This is a genomic window from Streptomyces sp. NPDC059373, from assembly GCF_042751495.1.
In the GTDB taxonomy this organism is placed as follows: Bacteria; Actinomycetota; Actinomycetes; order Streptomycetales; family Streptomycetaceae; genus Actinacidiphila.
This window is the reverse complement of sequence record NZ_JBHYXC010000001.1, coordinates 644,676-658,118: the sequence shown is the minus strand read 5'-3', so window position 1 is coordinate 658,118 and position 13,443 is coordinate 644,676. Positions and strand designations below refer to the sequence as shown.

The 13,443-nt window shown below is 68.9% G+C and carries 13 protein-coding genes; 8 read left to right on the top strand and 5 right to left on the bottom strand.

Features of this window, described 5'->3' with window-relative positions; translation table 11 throughout:
- The first annotated feature begins 276 nt into the window (after positions 1–276).
- From ACFXJ5_RS03105 to ACFXJ5_RS03090, 4 genes are all read left to right on the top strand, one after another.
- A complete protein-coding gene (locus ACFXJ5_RS03105) occupies positions 277–648 on the top strand; it encodes an ATP-binding protein (protein ID WP_384625979.1) in 372 nt (123 codons plus the stop codon).
- Positions 642–1,007 carry a hypothetical protein gene (locus tag ACFXJ5_RS03100; RefSeq protein ID WP_384625976.1) on the top strand — a complete coding sequence of 122 codons (366 nt, stop codon included), beginning with the start codon at positions 642–644 and terminating at the stop codon, positions 1,005–1,007. The genes ACFXJ5_RS03105 and ACFXJ5_RS03100 overlap by 7 nt, the downstream gene beginning before the upstream one ends.
- Before the next feature lie 151 nt (positions 1,008–1,158).
- Entirely contained in the window at positions 1,159–2,253 is a 1,095-nt protein-coding gene (locus ACFXJ5_RS03095) for a radical SAM protein (RefSeq protein ID WP_384625973.1), read from the top strand.
- Positions 2,254–2,278: 25 nt separating this feature from the next.
- Positions 2,279–2,824, top strand: coding sequence for a class IV adenylate cyclase (locus ACFXJ5_RS03090; protein WP_384625972.1), 546 nt, complete (start codon positions 2,279–2,281; stop codon positions 2,822–2,824).
- A 90-nt stretch (positions 2,825–2,914) separates the two neighbouring features.
- Here ACFXJ5_RS03090 and ACFXJ5_RS03085 read toward each other — a convergent pair whose 3' ends face one another.
- From ACFXJ5_RS03085 to ACFXJ5_RS03070, 4 genes are all read right to left on the bottom strand, one after another.
- On the bottom strand, positions 2,915–4,630 hold the full coding sequence (locus ACFXJ5_RS03085) for a relaxase/mobilization nuclease domain-containing protein (RefSeq protein ID WP_384625969.1): 1,716 nt from the start codon (positions 4,628–4,630) through the stop codon (positions 2,915–2,917).
- The gene (mobC, locus tag ACFXJ5_RS03080) at positions 4,627–5,409 is read right to left on the bottom strand and encodes a plasmid mobilization relaxosome protein MobC (RefSeq protein ID WP_384625967.1); all 783 of its coding nucleotides are present in this window, start codon (positions 5,407–5,409) and stop codon (positions 4,627–4,629) included. Before mobC ends, ACFXJ5_RS03085 begins: the two co-directional genes overlap by 4 nt.
- A gap of 204 nt (positions 5,410–5,613) precedes the next feature.
- A complete protein-coding gene (locus ACFXJ5_RS03075) occupies positions 5,614–7,113 on the bottom strand; it encodes a DUF3631 domain-containing protein (RefSeq protein ID WP_384625964.1) in 1,500 nt (499 codons plus the stop codon).
- A 139-nt stretch (positions 7,114–7,252) separates the two neighbouring features.
- The gene (locus ACFXJ5_RS03070; RefSeq protein WP_384625961.1) at positions 7,253–7,471 is read right to left on the bottom strand and encodes a helix-turn-helix transcriptional regulator; all 219 of its coding nucleotides are present in this window, start codon (positions 7,469–7,471) and stop codon (positions 7,253–7,255) included.
- Positions 7,472–7,902: 431 nt separating this feature from the next.
- Here ACFXJ5_RS03070 and ACFXJ5_RS03065 point away from each other — a divergent pair, with 431 nt between their 5' ends.
- The gene (locus ACFXJ5_RS03065; protein ID WP_384625959.1) at positions 7,903–9,204 is read left to right on the top strand and encodes a tyrosine-type recombinase/integrase; all 1,302 of its coding nucleotides are present in this window, start codon (positions 7,903–7,905) and stop codon (positions 9,202–9,204) included.
- Positions 9,205–9,270: 66 nt separating this feature from the next.
- On the opposite strand, the gene ACFXJ5_RS03060 is transcribed toward ACFXJ5_RS03065, so the two are convergent.
- Complete coding sequence (locus ACFXJ5_RS03060; RefSeq protein WP_240677229.1) at positions 9,271–9,840, bottom strand: hypothetical protein; 570 nt, start codon at positions 9,838–9,840, stop codon at positions 9,271–9,273.
- Positions 9,841–9,955: 115 nt separating this feature from the next.
- On the opposite strand from ACFXJ5_RS03060, the gene hemL reads away from it, so the two are divergent.
- From hemL to ACFXJ5_RS03045, 3 genes are all read left to right on the top strand, one after another.
- A complete protein-coding gene (gene hemL / locus ACFXJ5_RS03055) occupies positions 9,956–11,269 on the top strand; it encodes a glutamate-1-semialdehyde 2,1-aminomutase (RefSeq protein ID WP_384625956.1) in 1,314 nt (437 codons plus the stop codon).
- Positions 11,266–11,949, top strand: coding sequence for a histidine phosphatase family protein (locus ACFXJ5_RS03050; protein ID WP_384625954.1), 684 nt, complete (start codon positions 11,266–11,268; stop codon positions 11,947–11,949). Before hemL ends, ACFXJ5_RS03050 begins: the two co-directional genes overlap by 4 nt.
- A 153-nt stretch (positions 11,950–12,102) precedes the next feature.
- Complete coding sequence (locus ACFXJ5_RS03045) at positions 12,103–13,443, top strand: hypothetical protein (RefSeq protein WP_384625951.1); 1,341 nt, start codon at positions 12,103–12,105, stop codon at positions 13,441–13,443.

The following is a 13,443-nucleotide window of genomic DNA, read 5'->3' as shown; positions in this document are numbered from 1 at the left end:
CTGACACGGCGTTCAGTGACCTGGGCGTTCAAGAAGGTTACCCACGTTGGGTAATCACGTGGGCCTTATTCGTAGCCCTTCCCCCGAGCCAACCTGATCTTGCGCTCGCAGCGAGTCTTCGGACATACGCGGGCGGGGACCACTTGGACGCCTTCGCAGAGGCCGTCGGCTTCTCATGGAGGAAGCGGTGCGAATGACGATGTTGCAAGACGGTGCGGATGGTGGAAGGCCGCTCCGGTCCGACGAGCGTGTTCCTTCGTCAGCTGCCCGACGGCAGTGGCTGCGGCCCGGCAGTTCGTTGCGGGTGCCGTGGCGCGCTGGAACATCACGGAGCGGGTCGACGACATACAACTCTGCGTCAGCGAGATGAGCACCAACGCCGTCGTGCACGCGGCTTCTCAGTCGGGCTTCACCCTCCGCTTGCTCGCATGGGCCCAGTTCCTGCGTGTGGAGGTGGAAGACCACGGTGTCGGACTGCCGGTGCGGCGGGCAGCTCGGTTGGAGGGCACCTCTGGCCGGGGGCTGTTGCTGGTCGAGGCACTGTCCGATGGCTGGGGCGTCGTTGAGGGACAAGGCGGCAAGGCGGTGTGGTGCGACTTCAGGCTCAAGCAAGATGTCGACTGGAGCGTAGAGGCGGTCGCATGCTGACCACGCTCAACGACTCCGACGGCTACTGGTGCGAGTGTGCTGCCTTCACCGCTCAGCGTCCGATCCTGCTCGGGTGCCGGCAGACCAGGACACCAAGGCTGGCCCTCCGGTGGCTGCGTGGCCAGGCCCTACGTATCGCGGAGCAGCTTGATGCCTCAGCTGCCCTTCCGGTGCGGGAGTGGTGTGGCAGCGCAGTCGAGCACGAGACCGCGTTGCGGGTGCTCATCGCGGGTGATCTGTACGCCGTCACCACGTACGACGACGAAGCGCGCTACGTGCTGTCCGCCCGCCCCGTGCGAAGGGTGTCGTTCCTGGAGTGGTGGAGCGACGTCGATCCGGAGGTGCTCCAGGCGGCCTGAAGCAGCGCCCTCGTGTAGCGGGTCGAGATCGGCCCCATCAACTGCCGCTCTACCAACGACTTCCGGAACGTGAGCCCTCACGGACGGCCCTGAGCCCTGGCAAAGCGGGGGCTTCCTGGATCCGCCCCCACAGACGATGGAGAAGCCCCAGATGATCCAGCACCGTGCCTTGCGGGGCATCAGCAGCGCCATTCCGGTCCGTGTCTCGATGGACCGCACCTTACGCGTCAAGGTCATCGACGCCTGCGGCATGACCTGCACCTTCTGCCACAACGAAGGCACACCCGTCGCCGCCGACAACCACGAGCAGAACACTGGGGACTTCGGTGCCGCCGGCCGCTCCGGCCGCGTCTCGATCTACCTCGCCACGAACGGCGCGCGCTTCGTCGCTGCGCCGGTCTTCCCCGACGAATTGTTCCGCTCGGCACTCAGCCAGCTCCGTGAGGCGCTCGGCTTCGACGAAGTCCACCTGACTGGTGGCGAGCCGACCCTGCATCCGCGGCTGCCGCAAATCACCGACCTGGCCAGGGCCGCCGGGTACGAGGTCGGCATTACGTCCAACAGCGAGAACGGCGCCAGGATCCTGCCCTTCTGCGCGGAGGCCGGGCTGAACCGCGTCAACTTCTCCATCTTCGGCACCACCCCCGAAGAACTGGCCCAGGTACAGAACGAGAGGTTCAGGACCGGCTCGCGCGCGACACGGAAGATCGAGGCGCTAGAGGAGTCGATACGGGTCGCCATGGAGCTGGGGATGGGCGTACGGGCCAATGTCGTCATCCCCGATCGCAGCCACGTCCAGCGTGTCCATCGCCTGTTGGAGAAGTACTCCCCGCAGCTGTCCATACGTGTCCTGTCCTCGCTGGCCGACGGCGAGGAATCCCTCGATGCGATAGACCTGCTTCTGGGCCAACTCGGTGCCCAGCCGCAGGAAGTCCGCCTCATCGCTGGCACATCCGGCTTCCGGATCTCGTACCAGCTCCCGGACGGCCGGCCCCTGGTGGTGAAGCACATCCGCTCGCTGCGGCTGCCCGAGACCTGCGCCGGTTGCCGGTTCAACAACGCCACCGACTGCCAGGAGGGTTACTACGGCGTAAGGCTCTACCGAGACCCGAAGGGGACCTTCCACGTCGGTGTCTGCATTCAGCGGATGGACCTGTGCCTGCCAGTGGAAGAGTTCGTAGACAGCGACGTGTGCGGCGAGATCAGGAAGATGCGCGAGCAGGACTTCCACGACCTGAGCGCTTGAGACCGTTACAAGTAAGAGGAGAACCATGGCGCAGAACGAGTACGAGGCGAAGTTCCTGGCGGTCGACGCGGACGCGCTCCGCGACCAGTTGCGTACCGCACGCGCGGATCAGGTCTTCGCCAAGACACTCTTCACCCGACTGATCTTCGAGAACGACGCAGTCCAGGGCGAACAGTGGCTGCGCCTGCGGGACGAAGGCGGCAAGACCACCCTCACGCTGAAGCAGGTCACCGACGCCACGCACATCAACGGGACCACCGAGATCGAGATCGAGGTCAACGACCTGGAGACCACCGCCGAACTGCTCAAGGCCCTGGGCCTGCGGCAGGTGCGTTACCAGCAGAACTACCGCGAGAAGTGGCAGCTCGACGGCGTCGCATACGACTTCGACACCTGGCCGGACCTGCCGACCTTCCTGGAAATCGAGGGCTCCTCGGAGCAGGCGGTACGAAGCGCGGTGGCCGCGCTCGGCCTGGACTATGACGAGGCTCGTTTCGGCAGCATCGACCTGATCTACAAGAGCGAACTCGGCCGCGACATCCTCGCCGAGCCCACACTGCTGTTCGCATAGACGGGATGGCCGTTCTGGGCCAGACAGAGGAGCAAGGGCCGCTGGGGTCATCCACCCGATAAAGGTGGATGACCCCAGCGGCCCTTTGCGTCAGCGCGCACGTCGGCTCGGGCCCGGGGGAATGGCCCGCGCCTTGGTCGATGGGGGCTGCGTAGTGGCTGGCGCGGGCTCGGTATGTGTAGTGCTGCGGCTGCGGGCGGCCTTGGCGCGAGTGTCGGGGGCGGGGTCGTGGCCGAGGAGTTTGAGGCGCCAGATCATGACCTGGGCGGGGGACTTGGCGGTGTCGAGTTCTTGGAGTTCGGCGGCCTTCTTCAGGAGCGGGGTGGGCTTGTGGCCGGAGTCCTCGGCGTCGGAGAGCGCGGTGGTCAGGGCGGGCCAGGTGGGGTCGGCGAGGATGCGGGCGGCTTGGTCGGGGACGGCCTGGCGCAGGGCGGTCTCGTAGCGGTGGGTGATCTCGGGCGGGGGAGTGCGGCGGGTGAGGTCGGCGAGCGGGCGGCTGGCGGCGTGATCGTGGGCGGCCTGCAGGTGGATCAGGGCCTGGTGGGTGGCGGAGGTCTGCTGCTCGTGGAGGCGGGCGTTGTGCCAGTTGGCGGCGGCGATAGCCACAAGGACGAGGCTGGAGATCAGGATCGCGATGCCTTCGCCGTCGCCTGGGCCTGTGGTGCGGAAGAGTTGCTTGGCGGCGTGGCGTAGGTGGCCGGCGTGCTCGTGGTCAGCGCGGATCTTTGAGCGCGTGGCGTGCTCGAAGACCTTTGCTGCGGCGCGTAGTTCGGTCTTGGTGGGCCCGGTGGTGATGGCTGCGGTGGCATCGATGAGTTCGCCGAAGGCGGCGAGCTGGGCCTGGGCTGCGGCGTCGTCTCCGGCGTTGAGGATGGCGGAAACGCCGTCGACGGTCTCGGTGGCGGTGTGCCACGGGTTGGCTGGGCGGGTCGTCGACGCGGTCGGCCGGTCGGGGGACTCCTGGGCGGCGAGGCGCTCGCGGATGCGGTTGATGGACAGGTCGGGGGCGAGTTTGACGCCGCTGTACCAGACCGGTTCGCCCTGGTTGTTGACGTCGCCGGGCTGGGCGACGGCGTATCCGATGATGTCGCCGGTCTCGGGGCCGATCCGGGTCTTCACCTGGATGCCGAGAGCGGTGAGGACCGAGAAGAACTCGGCCTCGTCCCGGGCGGCGGAGGCGAGGGTGCGGACGTGGCCGCGCAGCCACTCTCGTGCGGTTTCCGGTCGGCCTCGACGGAGGGCCTTGGCCTGCTCGGCGCTGGTAGGGGTGGGGGCGGCGGTGTAGTCGCCCTGCTTGAGCTGGCGCAGGCCGAGTTGCTTTTCGATGCGGCGGCATTCGGCCTGGGCGCGCATGCCGTCGCGTTTGTTGCGGGGCCGGCGGCCGTCCTCGCGGACGGTTGTGGCGACGATGTGGATGTGATCGTCAGCGTGGCTGACGGCGATCCAGCGGCAGGCCATCTCGTCGCCGTCCGGGGCGATGCCGGCGGCGTGCACGACGCGGCGGGCGACCTCGCCCCATTCGACGTCGGAGAGGTAGCGGTCGCCGGGTGCGGTGCGGACAGGGCAGTGCCAGACGTGCTGGGGCGGCATGGTGCCGGTTTCGCGGGCGCGGAGTTTGACGGGCTGGTCGAGGTAGGCGGCGAGTTCGGTGAGGGTGGTGTCGGGGTCGCGGCCGGGATCGGGCAGGCCGGTCATGGCCCAGGCGCCGACGATGTGCGGGTCGAAGTGTTCGTCGCGGCGGCCGGGTCCGTAGAGGTAGGCGAGCAGGCCGCGGGTGTGGGCTCCGGTGGAGACGTCGGGGATCACTTGGGCTGCTCCTGGAGCTGCTGGGCGATGTAGGCGCGGACGTCGGTGATGAGTTGCTCGACTTCGTCGAGGACGGCGTCGGCGTGGTCGGCGGTCAGGCCGGAGTTGCAGGTGCGGGCGACCTGGTTGAGGTTGGTGCCGATGCGGTTGACGGCTCGGATCATCAGGGCCAGGGCTTCGACCACGCTGCGGGTGGCGCGGTCGTGCGGGTTGACCGCGCTGGCGTTGCCGTACGCCACGGACATCGAGGCGTCGGCGATGAACCCGCACACACCGAGGTTCCACTCCTTGGCCTTCTGTTCCAGGACGGGGATGTCGGACGGCGTGTAGCGGGAGCTCTTGATCTTGCTGCGGGTCTCGCCGACGCGCTTGCGGTAGCGGCGGGGCTTGAGTGGGACGCTGCCTGGGTTCGCGATGTGCAGGGGCGCCCGGTCCAGGACCGGGCCGTTGGGGACGAACTCCTCGGCCGGAGGGATCATTTCAGCGATCGGCGAGGTGGCGTCGGTGTCGCGTTCGGCAGCGGGGACGGGCGCGTGGTCTTCCTGGGCGCGGCTGCCTTCGGCCGCACCCTCCTGGTCCGGCGCCCCCTGGCGCTGGGCCTCCTCCGCCACCCCTGGGGCGGAGGCAAGCGCGATCGAAATGCCATTGGTATTTCGATCGCCCCAGCTTGCTCCACGGCTGATGGCCCGGCTGATCCTGCCGCGCATGCCCTTCCTGGACTGGGAATCGGGCTCGGTGTGGGCGTCGGCTATGTCCGGGGTGGGGTGCTGGTCGTTCACGGTAGCGCTCCTGAACTGGGGTGTGCGGGTGCGAGGCGAGGAGTCTCGGGGTCTGGGCATGCCGGGGGCTGACTCGTCCCACTCGTTGCATGCCTGGTCAGCACAGGTACGGGTGGTGGTGCAGGGACGGGTGGACTCGTCCCGGGCAAGTGACCCGTCCCCGCGCTGAGCTGCGCGGGGACGGGTGGGACGGGTGGATGCGGGTCAGCCGCCGTTCGGCGCGGGTGCGGTGGACTCGGGGCAGTAGCGGGTCCAGGCATCCAGGAACTGGTTGCGGGCGAAGCCTTTGCGCTGGTTGCCGTCGCCGAAGCGAATGTTGGCCGAGCCGATGCCGTAGTCCTTGAGCAGGAGTTGCAGGCCGCGCGGGGTCAGGCCGTTCGTGCCGTACTCCGTCCACGGGCCCTCGGGCGCCCTGGACAGGAGCATCAGCAGGTGCTCGGTGGGCAGCGCCACCGGGTCGCCGACCTCGGCGAAGGCTGCCCGGATGTCGGCCAGGATGCGGGTCTTGATCCCGCCTTCCTCGTCCTGGCCGGCCTCGTGCGCGGTCATCACCTTGCAGGCGGTGCGGGCCAGGTGCGGCCAGTCGCCTCCGGCGAGGTCGGCGACGATCACCAGGGGTTCCCAGGTGTCCGCCGCGCGGTCGTCGACCGGCATTGGCGGCGCCATACGGGCGGCGGCCTCCAGCAGCGGGGTCAGCCAGGCCGCGATGCGGTCGCGCAGGGAGTGGAGGGGCGGGGTGTCCCAGCGCGAGCGGAAGGGCCGGACTTCCTCGCCCGGTGCCCGGCGCCGCATCCGGACGACCACCGCCCGGTCCATGATCGTGTCCGGGAGATCGCCGATCCCGGCCAGCGCCGCCATCGCGAAGGTCGGAAACTTCGTCGGCTTGTGCTCCGGCCCCGACACCCGGGTGGTGGGCCGGTTGCGCTGGTGACCGGCGTTGAGCAGGCCGCGCATCTCCTCGTTCTTCTCCGCCGCCTTCGCCGAGCCGAAGATGGTGTCCACCTCGTCCACCAGAAGGGTCGGTGGCTTCTCCGTGATCGACCGGAAGATCGCCGCCGGGGTGGAGTTGACCGTGATGAAGGGGTCGTGGACGGTGTCGTGCAGCACATCCAGCAGTCGGGACTTGCCGCACCGCTTCGCCGGACCGACCACCGCCAGGCGTGGTGCGTGCTGCCACGCGGGCTGGAGGTGGGTGGCGGCTATCCACAGCGTGGTCGCGACCTCCGCCTCTCGGCTGGGCAGGATCACGTACCGGGTCAGCGCCGCCCGCAGCTCGGTCAGCAACTCAGCACCTTCGGGTATCGCGGTGTCCGCCGACTCCGGATGATCGGGCGGACCGACTGGGTCACCGGAAGTGACCGGATCACTGACCGGCGACTGACCGGGACTTCCGGTCACCCGGTCGGTAGTTGCGGTCAGCCCAGCGGGAGTGACCGAATTAGCCGAGGACTCGGCAATCGCGCGGTCCGGCTGACCGGCCGGGATGACCGTGGTGGTCGGTGCGCTCCCGTCGGAGTGACCGGGCGCGGTTGGTGTCGGGGGGACGCGGTGGTCAGTGACCGCGAGAGGCGCGTCCGTGGTGACTGGCTGCGCGTTGCTGGCGTGGTCGCCGGACCGGTGTGCGCTGGGCTGGCCGGGGACGGCCACGGGTGGCCAGGTCGACTTCGGGGATGCGGTTCCGGTGGGCGGGGTCGTACGCTGCATGTGTACCTCCTCGACCGGGGGCGCCGGGCTGGCAGGCCCGACACCCCCGTGGTTGATCGTTAGTCGCGGTTCATCAGGGGAGTTCGCTTGGCCCTCGGCGTTGGCGCGCCGGGGGCTGTTCTTCGTTTCGGGGGAGGGCTCAAGCAGCCCGGTCTGCGGTCTGGGCGTCCAGCCACACGTCCACCTCCTGCCAGCGGTAGCGGAGGTGACGGCCGACCTTGGTGGCCTTCGGGCCGATGCCTCGGTGATTCCAGGAGTAGAGGGTCCCGATGGGTATCCCGAGATACGCCGACAATTCCTCGGGGGTGGCGAGGGACCGGCGGTTCGTGTCGGCTGATATACGGGCGGTGGGCGGCATGGTTGCTCCACTTCGGATTCGTGGATGGGCGGGCACGGCCAACATAGCCACGCGGGGTCCGAACCATCCAGCGGCATTGTGGAGACAAATTCCGGCCGCACCAAACGAGAGTTTCCGGCTGCCCTTGACCTTGATGCCAGTGGCCCTGCGTTCGTTGGGGCCGCAGGCCTGTCTGGGGTGCGCAGCCTAGGAAGTGTCAGCTCAACGAGTGGCCGGCGTCGTACACATGGGCCTTGAGAGCGCTTCGGTCTGTGATGAGCGGCGGAACATATCACGAAAATCCGGCCGCGTTTTCTGGGTTCTTGCCGTTGATGTGAAGGCTGCTTCTATCGGAAAAATAAAGCTTGCCCAAACCGCGATTCCCAAGCAAACCTACAGGGCACTTCCAACCGCCCGCCGAAAAGCGGGACGACCGAAAGAGGCCCTTTCGCGTGGCTGATGTCTACGACCGCTGGCACAAGTCCCACCCCAAGCCTGGTGAGGAGCAGTGCACCGAGCACAAGAGCAGGACCCGGCTGATGGTTCCGACGACGGACCACGGCATCGGCAAGCGGTGGCAGGTGCGCTACCGCGACCTCAACGGCGCGCAACGCAAGGAGAATTACGAGAACAAGGCGGCGGCCGACGCGCGGGCAGCCGAGGTCGAGAACGAGCTACGGGGCGGCACGTACGTCGACCCCCTGGCCGGCAGGGTGACGCTGGCGCGGTACGCCCAGCAGTGGCTCTCAGCGGTCACGGCAGGGCCCACGACGGTCCAGCGGTACGAGGGCGTCATCCGCAACCACATCGAGCCGCACCTCGGCCGACGCGAGCTTCGGACGCTCAACAAGCCGTCATTGATCCAGGCGTGGGTCAAGCAGCTCCAGACGGCAGGGCTGGGGGCGTCGACCATCAACGGGATCAACGACATCCTGGTCAGCATCCTGGACGCGGCCGTGGAGGACGGGCTCGTCTCCCGGAACGCCTGCCGCTCCAGCGCGGTCAAGCTGCCAACGCAGACCAAGAAGAAGATCGTGCCGTGGTCGCTGGAGCGCATCCACGCGGTCATCGCCGGCCTGCCCAAGCGCTTCCAGGGCGGCGGCAAGTTGGGTTTCGGCTGTGGCCTGCGGCAAGGCGAGCTTTTCGGCTTCGCCGAGGACGACATCGACTTCGCCGGGTTGGAGATCCACGTCAACCGGCAGATACGGATCGTGAAGAACAAGCTGGTCTTCGCCCTGCCCAAGGGCAACCGGATCCGGTCCGTGCCGATGTCACCCGGCGTCGCCAAGGAGCTGAAGGTCCACATCAAGGAGTTCCCGCCCGTGGCGATCACCCTGCCCTGGGCGACGCCGGACGGAGAGCCGCGTACGTACCGGCTTCTGTTCACCGACGCCAAGGGCAAGGCGTACAACCGCAGCGTCTTCAACCAGGGTGACTGGAAACGAGCACTCGTCGCGGCCGGGGTGATCCCGCCCCGTACCTCGGGCTCGCAGTACTTCGCTGCCGCGCCCGACGACGGGATGCACGCGCTTCGGCACGCGTACGCCTCCGTGCTGCTGGACGCGGGGGAGACGGTCAAGGCGCTCGCCGAATACCTCGGGCACTCCGACCCCGGCTTCACGCTGCGGACGTACACCCACCTCATGCCCGCAAGCGCCGCCCGAACCCGGCGGGCCATCGATCAAGCCCTTGCCCTGACGGGTGCGGAAGGCACTTCCCAGGCCATGTGCCCTCAATGTGCCCTGGCGGCCTGAACAGGCCAGCTCAGAGGGCCGCTTGAACGGCCCCTAAACGATCAACTCAACCCGCGAACCCGCAGGTCACGGCCACACCAGGCAGTACAGCTGGTGGCCGCTCTCGTGGCAGCGCTGGGCGAAGTCCTGCCATTCGTGGAGCATCTGGTAGATGACGAAGGCGTCGCGGGGGCCGCGGCGGTCGGGGACGGTGGACCAGATGAAGGCGGCGGCGCCGAGGGATTCCTCGTCGGCTTTGCGGAGGGGTTCGACGACGGATATGGGGAGCTTGACGACGGCGTAGTCGGGGTGGAGGACGACGAGTTCGAGGGGAGGGACCTTGGCGGGGGGTATGCCCTCGATGCCGGTGAGGACCATGGCGGCCATGGTTTCCGGCTTGACCTTGGTGTACAGACCCTGGCCCAGCTCGTCGCCGCCGAGTTCCTCGGGGCGCATGGAGATGGGTACGCGGGCCGCGGTGGCTCCGTCCGGCGCACCGAAGTACTTGTAGGTCACCCCCACTCGGCCACCCCTGCTCCCACTCTCTGCGGTTTGTTCGCGATCGGCTGATGACCGGCGGCGGCGTCCGGTGGGGCGGGCAGGTTCGGGCTCGTGGTCATCGCCCGCACCATCGCCCAGCTCGCCACCGCGCTGCATTTCACTACCCGACCATCCGCAGGCCCAACCGCGCAACCCGATCATCGTCTCAGATGCACGGTCGAGACCTGACCGCGCAACGCCCGCCACGCTCAGCATTTGAGAGCATGTGCTTGTGAGCTATCCGTACGCATACGAAGCACCAGTTTCTCAGACCCTGTTCGACCGAGCTTCGGCGGTGACCCCAGGTGGCGTGAACTCGCCGGTCCGGGCCTTCCGGGCGGTGGGCGGTACGCCCCGGTTCATGGTGTCCGGAAAGGGTCCGTACCTGACGGACGCCGACGGCCGCGAATATGTTGATCTTGTGTGCTCGTGGGGGCCGATGATCCTCGGCCACGCGCACCCCGAAGTGATCGGCGCGGTGCAGGCGGCGGTCGCGCGCGGTACGTCCTTCGGCACGCCCGGTGAGGGCGAGGTCGAGCTGGCCGAGGAGATCGTGGCCAGGGTCGCGCCGGTGGAACAGGTGCGGCTGGTGTCGTCGGGGACCGAGGCGACGATGTCGGCGATCCGGCTGGCGCGCGGCTTCACGGGCCGGGCGAAGGTGGTCAAGTTCGCGGGTTGCTACCACGGTCATGTGGACGCGCTGCTGGCGGCGGCGGGTTCCGGCGTTGCCACTTTCGGGTTGCCGGACACGCCTGGGGTGACGGGCGCACAGGCGGGCGACACCATCGTGCTGCCGTACAACGACCTGGATGCCGTACGGGCCGCGTTCGCCGCCCACCCCGGCGAGATCGCGTGCGTGATCACGGAGGCGTCGCCGGGGAACATGGGCGTCGTACCGCCGCTGCCCGGGTTCAACCAGGGGCTGGCGGACCTGTGCCGGGCGGACGGCGCGCTCTACATCTCCGACGAGGTCATGACCGGCTTCCGGGTCTCCAAGGCCGGCTGGTACGGGATCGACGGGGTGCGCCCGGACCTCATGACGTTCGGCAAGGTGATGGGCGGCGGCTTCCCGGCCGCGGCCTTCGGCGGCCGGGGCGACGTGATGGGGCGCCTCGCGCCCGCCGGGCCGGTCTACCAGGCGGGCACGCTGTCCGGTAACCCGGTGGCAACGGCCGCGGGCCTTGCGCAGCTGCGGCTGCTCGACGACGCGGTGTACGAGACCGTGGACCGGGTCGCGGCCGAGGTGTCGGGGCTGGTCAGCGAGGCGCTGAGCAAGGAGGGTGTGGCGCACCGGCTGCAGACCGCGGGGAACATGTTCTCCGTGTTCTTCACGGACGAGGCGGTGACCGACTACGACCTGGCCAGGAAGCAGGAGGCCTTCCGCTTCAAGGGCTTCTTCCACACGATGCTCGCGCAGGGCGTCTATCTGCCACCCTCCGCCTTCGAGTCCTGGTTCGTGTCGTCCGCGCACGACGCCGCCGCCATCGAGCGGATTGCCGCAGCGCTTCCCGCCGCTGCCCGAGCTGCGGCGGAGGCCGCGGCATGAACGACAGCAAGGACATCACCGTCGTCCACCTGATGCGCCACGGCGAGGTCGAGAACCCGACCGGCGTGCTGTACGGGCGGCTGCCCGGCTACCACCTGTCCGACCTGGGCCGGAAGATGGCCGACCGGGTCGCCGAGCATCTGGTCGGCCGCGACATCACGCACGTCGTGGCGTCGCCGCTGGAGCGGGCGCAGGAGACGGCGGCGCCCATCGCGGCGAAGCTGGGCCTGGACATCGCGACCGACGACCGGCTGATCGAGGCGGAGAACGTCTTCCAGGGCAAGACCTTCGGCGTCGGCGACGGCGCGCTGAAGAACCCGGGCAACTGGAAGCACCTGGTCAACCCCTTCAAGCCGAGCTGGGGCGAGCCGTACGTCGACCAGGTCGTACGGATGATGGCGGCGCTCGGCGCGGCCCGGGACGCGGCGCGCGGGCACGAGGCGGTGGCCGTGAGCCACCAGCTGCCGATCTGGATCGTACGGAGCTTCGCCGAGCGGCGGCGGCTGTGGCACGACCCGCGCAAGCGGCAGTGCACGCTGGCCTCGCTGACCTCGTTCACGTACGAGGGCGACAAGATCGTGGCCATCGGCTACAGCGAGCCGGCCCGCGATCTGGTGCCGGCGCATCTGCTGGCCGGGGCGAAGCCGGTCAAGGGCGGTTCGAAGGGCTTCGGGGCGTAGGCAGGGCGGGTGGGCGGGGTGTAGGCGGGGCGTAAACGGGGGGTGCGCCGTACGCGTGAATCCTGCCCTCGGGGTATGAACAGCCGTGTTCGTCATGGCATCTGGCTAGTTGTCCTTATTGTCAGATGTCGAGCGCGGACGGGGTGCGTGCGTATGACTCAGATCAGCCGACGGGGGATGGTGGGGCTGGCGGCAGGGGCCGCCGGGGTGGCGGGCGCGGCGACCTTCGGCCTGACCAGGGGCTCCGAGCCGGATCCGGAGGCGCATCCCGCCCCCGCTCCACGCAGGCCGCACAAGCAGGACAAGCCGCGCAGCCCGCAGGAGCCCCCGGTACGGCTGATCGGCGACGGTTCGACCGCCGACACCGGCGAGCAGCCGCACCAGCCGCCCCGGCCGGAGCCGATGGAGCCGGGGCAGAAGCCGCCGCAGTTCGTGATCTTCTCCTGGGATGGGGCGGGGGAGCTGGACACCGGGCTGTTCGCGCGCTTCCGCAAGGTCGCCGCCGACCATGGCGCGAAGATGACCTTCTTCCTGTCGGGGATCTATCTCCTCCCCGAGTCGAAGCGGCACTTCTACCGCCCGCCCCGCAACCCCGTCGGCGCCTCCGCCATCGGCTACCTCACCGACGCCCACGTCCGGGCCACCCTCGACCAGGTGCGGCTGGCCTGGCTGGAGGGCCACGAGATCGGCACGCACTTCAACGGCCACTTCTGCACCGGCACCGGCTCGGTCGGCCGCTGGTCGTCCCGCGAGTGGCACAGCGAGATCGAGCAGGCGATCGCCTTCGTCGAGAGCTGGCGTACGAACACCGGCTTCCGCGACCTCGACCCGCTGCCCTTCGACTACCGCAAGGAGCTGATCGGCGCCCGCACCCCCTGCCTGCTCGGCCAGCAGAGCCTGCTCCCGGTCGCCTCCCGCCTGGGCTGGCGGTACGACGCCAGCTCGCCCGGCGGCATGCAGAGGTGGCCGTCCAGGACGCACGGACTGTGGGACCTGCCGTTGCAGGCGATGCCCTTCCCCGGCCGCGGCTTCGAGGTGCTGTCGATGGACTACAACATGCTGGCCAACCAGTCCGTCCGCGCCACCCACAGCGACCCGCGCAACTACCCGGGGTGGGAGCGGCAGGCGCGCGAGGCGTACCTCGCCGGCTTCCGGCGGGCGTACGAGACGAACCGGGCGCCGCTGTTCATCGGCAACCACTTCGAGGAGTGGAACGGCGGGATCTACATGAACGCCGTCGAGGACGCGCTCAAGCGCATCGCGGACCACGAGGATGTCCGTCTGGTGTCCTTCCGGCACTTCGTGGACTGGCTGGACGCCCAGGATCCGGCGGTGCTGGCGAGGCTGCGGACGCTGGCTCCGGGGGAGGCGCCGGCGGCGGGGTGGCAGGAGTTCCTGGCGGAGGCGGGTCCGGAGGCGGGTCCCGGGGCGGCTCCGCAGAAACGTTTCGCGTACGAGGACGGCAAGGCGCGAGGTGCCCGTTTCGTCCGGTAA

Bases quoted from the DNA above. Each gene is read 5' to 3' on its own strand.
- ACFXJ5_RS03050 (WP_384625954.1), top strand. From the start codon at position 11,266: ATGAACGACAGCAAGGACATCACCGTCGTCCACCTGATGCGCCACGGC.
- ACFXJ5_RS03100 (WP_384625976.1), top strand. From the start codon at position 642: ATGCTGACCACGCTCAACGACTCCGACGGCTACTGGTGCGAGTGTGCT.
- ACFXJ5_RS03070 (WP_384625961.1), bottom strand. From the start codon at position 7,471: ATGCCGCCCACCGCCCGTATATCAGCCGACACGAACCGCCGGTCCCTC.
- ACFXJ5_RS03090 (WP_384625972.1), top strand. From the start codon at position 2,279: ATGGCGCAGAACGAGTACGAGGCGAAGTTCCTGGCGGTCGACGCGGAC.
- ACFXJ5_RS03075 (WP_384625964.1), bottom strand. From the start codon at position 7,113: ATGCAGCGTACGACCCCGCCCACCGGAACCGCATCCCCGAAGTCGACC.
- ACFXJ5_RS03045 (WP_384625951.1), top strand. From the start codon at position 12,103: ATGACTCAGATCAGCCGACGGGGGATGGTGGGGCTGGCGGCAGGGGCC.
- ACFXJ5_RS03060 (WP_240677229.1), bottom strand. From the start codon at position 9,840: ATGCAGCGCGGTGGCGAGCTGGGCGATGGTGCGGGCGATGACCACGAG.
- ACFXJ5_RS03095 (WP_384625973.1), top strand. From the start codon at position 1,159: ATGATCCAGCACCGTGCCTTGCGGGGCATCAGCAGCGCCATTCCGGTC.